This is a genomic window from Aeromonas cavernicola, from assembly GCF_002795305.1.
GTDB classification, from domain to species: domain Bacteria; phylum Pseudomonadota; class Gammaproteobacteria; order Enterobacterales; family Aeromonadaceae; genus Aeromonas; species Aeromonas cavernicola.
Genome location: NZ_PGGC01000076.1, coordinates 1 through 4,411, shown reverse-complemented (window position 1 = coordinate 4,411; position 4,411 = coordinate 1). Strand labels below are relative to the sequence as shown.

At 58.9% G+C, this 4,411-nt stretch carries 7 protein-coding genes; 2 read left to right on the top strand and 5 right to left on the bottom strand.

Translation table 11 applies throughout. The annotated features are described in order from the left end of the window. Both CUC53_RS08530 and CUC53_RS19215 read left to right on the top strand, forming a co-directional pair. Positions 1-359, top strand: a 359-nt coding sequence (locus tag CUC53_RS08530) for an IS66 family transposase (protein WP_157798233.1), incomplete at its 5' end; no start/stop codon positions are given. A gap of 151 nt (positions 360-510) precedes the next feature. Beyond that, entirely contained in the window at positions 511-627 is a 117-nt protein-coding gene (locus CUC53_RS19215; RefSeq protein WP_236757894.1) for a sigma factor-like helix-turn-helix DNA-binding protein, read from the top strand. A gap of 233 nt (positions 628-860) precedes the next feature. Here CUC53_RS19215 and CUC53_RS08520 read toward each other — a convergent pair whose 3' ends face one another. The 5 genes from CUC53_RS08520 to CUC53_RS08495 form a co-directional block, all read right to left on the bottom strand. Continuing rightward, positions 861-1,103, bottom strand: coding sequence for a plasmid replication protein RepB (locus CUC53_RS08520; protein WP_100293758.1), 243 nt, complete (start codon positions 1,101-1,103; stop codon positions 861-863). 95 nt (positions 1,104-1,198) lie between these two features. Next, positions 1,199-1,750, bottom strand: coding sequence for a hypothetical protein (locus tag CUC53_RS08515; RefSeq protein WP_100293757.1), 552 nt, complete (start codon positions 1,748-1,750; stop codon positions 1,199-1,201). Beyond that, complete coding sequence (locus CUC53_RS08510) at positions 1,747-2,628, bottom strand: site-specific integrase (RefSeq protein WP_100293756.1); 882 nt, start codon at positions 2,626-2,628, stop codon at positions 1,747-1,749. Before CUC53_RS08510 ends, CUC53_RS08515 begins: the two co-directional genes overlap by 4 nt. A 3-nt stretch (positions 2,629-2,631) precedes the next feature. Then, entirely contained in the window at positions 2,632-2,859 is a 228-nt protein-coding gene (locus CUC53_RS08505; RefSeq protein WP_100293755.1) for a hypothetical protein, read from the bottom strand. 1,284 nt (positions 2,860-4,143) lie between these two features. Then, a partial coding sequence (locus tag CUC53_RS08495) for an IS66 family transposase (protein ID WP_157798232.1) occupies positions 4,144-4,411 on the bottom strand: 268 nt, incomplete at its 5' end.

Genomic DNA, 4,411 nt, shown 5'->3' with positions numbered 1-4,411 from the left:
GGCGAAGGCAGTTAGAGCAAGGAGCGGTGCTTTGCTCGAAGCGCTATCGGGGGCGCTGCGAGTGGCTCATCAAGGATGACGAGATGCTGTGGCGGTTTATGAGTGATGACGATATCCCGCTGACGAACAATGAGGCAGAGCGAGCGCTGCGCGGCTATGTGCTGTGGCGCAAAGGAAGCTACGGCGTGTGCTCACATCGTGGCGAGTTGTTTCGCCAGCGGATCCTGTCGTTGGTGGAGACAGCCAAACGCTTGGGACGTTGTCCTCAGGAGTGGCTGCGCGCCATCGTCAAAGCCTGCATCGAGAAAACGGATTACCCCATCCCTGCCGAATTGTGTGCGTCAAGCCCCTGCCGGTGAACGGTTACATCGCCCGCTGGGTATGGAACCGATTCACCCCCGCAGGGTTTAGCCAAGTACAGGCGCATCGAGGGGCTAAGGGGGGGCGCGTAGGGGGAAGCTATCCAAAGGCGGTGGGAGGCCAAGCAATAGCGGTAAGGCTCGCCATGACTTGTTACTCGATGTACTCAGGCTCAAGGCACTGGGCTATAGCCACCGCGACATAGCCGAGGATCTGCACATTTCGGCGGGCAGTGTGTCCAATTACCTCCGCCGTGATCGTGAGTGATCAAAACAAAGCCTTATCAGATAACAGCGCCCCAACGGGGCGTTCTTGTTTCAAAAAGCCTTCATAGAGAGAACCTTGGCGAGGTGGGCAAGCGCCCGCACCGTAGGCCGTCCATCAGGCCGTTTGTTTGGCCTGTGGGCGGGGGCGTTGTCCACGGAGCGGGGTTGGTTTTTTCGTACGTACGAAATGCTAGCGTTAGGGCAGGATTCGCAAACTGCTGGCATTTGTCACCGCTATCGGCTGCTCAGGTCTATTTCAATGCGCCTAAAGCCGATGGCGTTTGCCGTGTTGGCTGCGGCATCGATGCTCTTGAATACCCGCCAGCCACCACGCTGGCGCTCTAGCACCACGGTTTCAGCTTGGCGGCCAAACTTCACCAGGTGGAGATGGTAGCCGGCACCCATAGGGGTAGGGGCGATCAGCGCTTTGGCAAAGCCCCCTTGGTCAAACGTCCACTTAGCTTGCAGCTCTTCCATCAATATCGCCTTTTGAATCTTCAAAACTTAAATATGATTATCCCTTAACATCGCGCTGACTGCTAGCGTGATCGTAGAAATTGCAGTACTGCAATTTAGGTGAGGGCTGTTTTCTTGTTGCGGTGGGATTTACGGGCAAAGGCGGCGCTGGCGTGGTGCGCTCGCCGATTGGCTTGGTCACGTTCTGCCAAGCCGTGGGCGATCCGTTCACTGGCCTCGACTTGATCAGCGTTGGCTTGTTGGCGTAGTAACTGGGCCTGCTTGATCGCCTCCATCGCTTGGGTGCGCAGCTGTTGCAGTTGGTCGCGTTCGTGTTGAAGTGCGGAGTTAGCGTGCTGCTCGGCATGGGCCGCCTGTTGTTGTGCGTGTTGGCATTGGGTTTTGAGGCTGGCCAGCTGGCGCTGATGGTCGAGATCTTGCGCTCGGATGAGCAGCCAGCTAAGGGTCGTCAGTGCGCTAAGCCCACCGAGCAGCCCCCCAGCTGCGGCGATAGGCCATGCTGCGATGATGGCTCGCCAGCCTTGGGTGATCTCGGGCTCGGCAGCGGGCTGCATCACGACCCATGCCCGCATCGCCAACAGACCATCCAGCCACCACCCCAGCGCCCCCAATCCCCCCAAGGCAGTGCCCAGTAGTAGCCATCTCATCGTAGGTAGGTCTCCGTGATCTCTGGCCGAAAATGCCCCATCTCTTGGCTAACGGTGGTGAGGGCGGCGTCTCTGCTGAGGGTGGCTTGCAGTTCAGCCATGCGTTGTTGGGCGTATGCGTGGCGCAGACCATGGGCGCCAGTAGACCAACCGAGCACGCGCACACTGGCCGCGCTGACGCTATTACTCCAGCGTTGGCCGCCGCTGATGTCGTAGTGGGACAGGTAATGAATACCGCGATCGGTGATCGACGTGGGCGCATCGAGGCGCACGGCTTCCAGCCGTTGGGCAAGAGCGTGGGGCAACAGCACGTCACGCACCAACCCCCCCTTACCGTGAACCGTGTACATCACCCCGTCACGGCCTTGCCATTTGCTGGCGAGTGCAGGGCGGTGATCGGCGGCCCGATCCGCACCTTGGCGCAGGGTCAGCAGCTCGTGAGCCCGTAACCCTGCGGCGTAGGCCAGTTCGGTAGCGAGTCCATGGCGGGGAGTTTGGGCGGCCGCAATCAACGCGACCTGAGCGGCGGTGTAGGCGCGGGCCGTCAACACTTGCGCATGTTCACTTTTGATGACAGGGAGGCGCCCGCCCACCGCGAGCCGACCGGTGACATGCTGCATCATCGCCTGCATCGCTTGGCGCTCCATATCGAGCGCCTTCTGGCCAACCACCTGCCCGCGCTGCTCTAGGTAGTTGATCGCCAGCTCCGGCGTCATCGCCCGTAGCCCACCAGGTAGGCGTTCCTGCTGCATCCACTCGGCCACCCTGGTGAGCCCCTGCTCGTAGTTACGCACAGTGCCGACAGAGCGTAGGTGATGACCCTGCATGGCCTTCATCACATGAGCCGCTTGAGCGGCAGGAGCACGGAAGGTCGCCATGGGTTAGCGGCCCGCGTGCTTAGTCAGCCAGCGGCTGACGGTACTGTGTACCACCCGTACACGGCGCTCACGCAGCCACCGTTGTAGCTCTGCCGTTGTGGCGCCAGCCTCAGCCAGTGCCAGCAGCTCGGCGCGATAGCGATCTAACCGCGAGCGGACATAGCGCTGTTGACGGATCAGGGCGGTTTGCTGGCGCAGGCTGGCCAGCTCAGTGAGGGGGTCAAAAAGCATCGATTTTCCATACAGGATTGTAAGAACACACAGTCTCGATCAATCGAGAGCTGCGGCGGGTTTCCCTGCCGATTCGCCCCTGTTCTCCTGTTTGCGTGTGGAGGGCTCGGACCGATCTCGCCTCATATCACGTCACCCGATAGTGTGCGGGTAAGGCACTGGGATTTAGCTGTTCCCGTCAGAACCCTAGGGGGTCTCTCCATTTAGCTGTTGAGGTTCAGTGCGCTGCCTGATTGGGCTGGCCTCGGATCGGTTACCTGTATCCGGTGTAGCAGGGTCACGTTGGAGAGTGACAGGCTCATTTGCACCACAATGATAGCGCAGGAAAATCAGCGTGATGTATGTGTTTGTCAAAATGTGCGTGAAATCGCGGCAAGCCAATGACCACGCTATGTAGCGGCGAGTTTATGAGCCGTACATAGCGTGAGTTGAAGGCGGACGATCAGGGGGCGCGGTGGCAGTCGTGCCATAAGTCATCAAAGCAAGAATATGAAGCATCAAAACTAGAAATTGATTGCGGGGTGTGGGGAGAGGGGCGAAAAACTGGGGCCATTGGCCCCACTTTCCCACCATCGAGACTGCTTATCACGAGGATGACTGGGGTTCTAAGCCCAAATCCCAGATTTTTCCGTCTGGCCAGCAAAGCTAGGACTGGCGAGGGTTGTCGGTAAACAGTTGTTTCCCGATACCTTCCATATCAGGGCAAAAACAAGCTCAGATGTGAGTGGAAAACGCACGAAAAACACTGTCGGATAAGGAATGTAGACGGAAACGTCAGCCTAGAGGTTTAGCGGCGGAATTTTCTGGGATTCCGGCTTACACCCCCGGTTTGCTTATGCGTCACATAAAGAAAGGGCTCCCCTTTTGGCTGGACGCCTTTGGTGGAGCCCTCTGGCAGCGTTTCGGCTGGACGCCTACACACGGCCAGAAAAGAGGGCCACACCGTCTTGCGCTACGCGCGACCACCCCCTTTGAGACGCCTGTTTTGACCTTGGTTTTTGCTTCGCTGCAACTCGGCGGAAACTGGCTTCAAAGAGGGTGGTCGCGAGCCGGCAAAAAGACGCCTATCCCACGACGGTGTGGCGGGCTCTGCCCCCACCTGAAAAAGTCGTTCGCTGGGGCTTTCTTGCGGCGCTGGGGCTTGCATTTTTCAGGCGGCTCCCCCGACTGCATTCGTGCTGGACGCACTTCACCAGGTAACCGGTTACCAGGGCGTGGCCGTCCGGTTTATTGATGACGAGATCAGTACTGATGGTGAAATGGGGCAAATGGTGGTGTAACCGTTCACCGGCAGGGGCTTGACGCACACAATTCGGCAGGGATGGGGTAATCCGTTTTCTCGATGCAGGCTTTGACGATGGCGCGCAGCCACTCCTGAGGACAACGTCCCAAGCGTTTGGCTGTCTCCACCAACGACAGGATACGCTGGCGAAACAACTCGCCACGATGTGAGCACACGCCGTAGCTTCCTTTGCGCCACAGCACATAGCCGCGCAGCGCTCGTTCCGCCTCATTGTTCGTCAGCGGAATATCCTCATCACTCATAAACCGC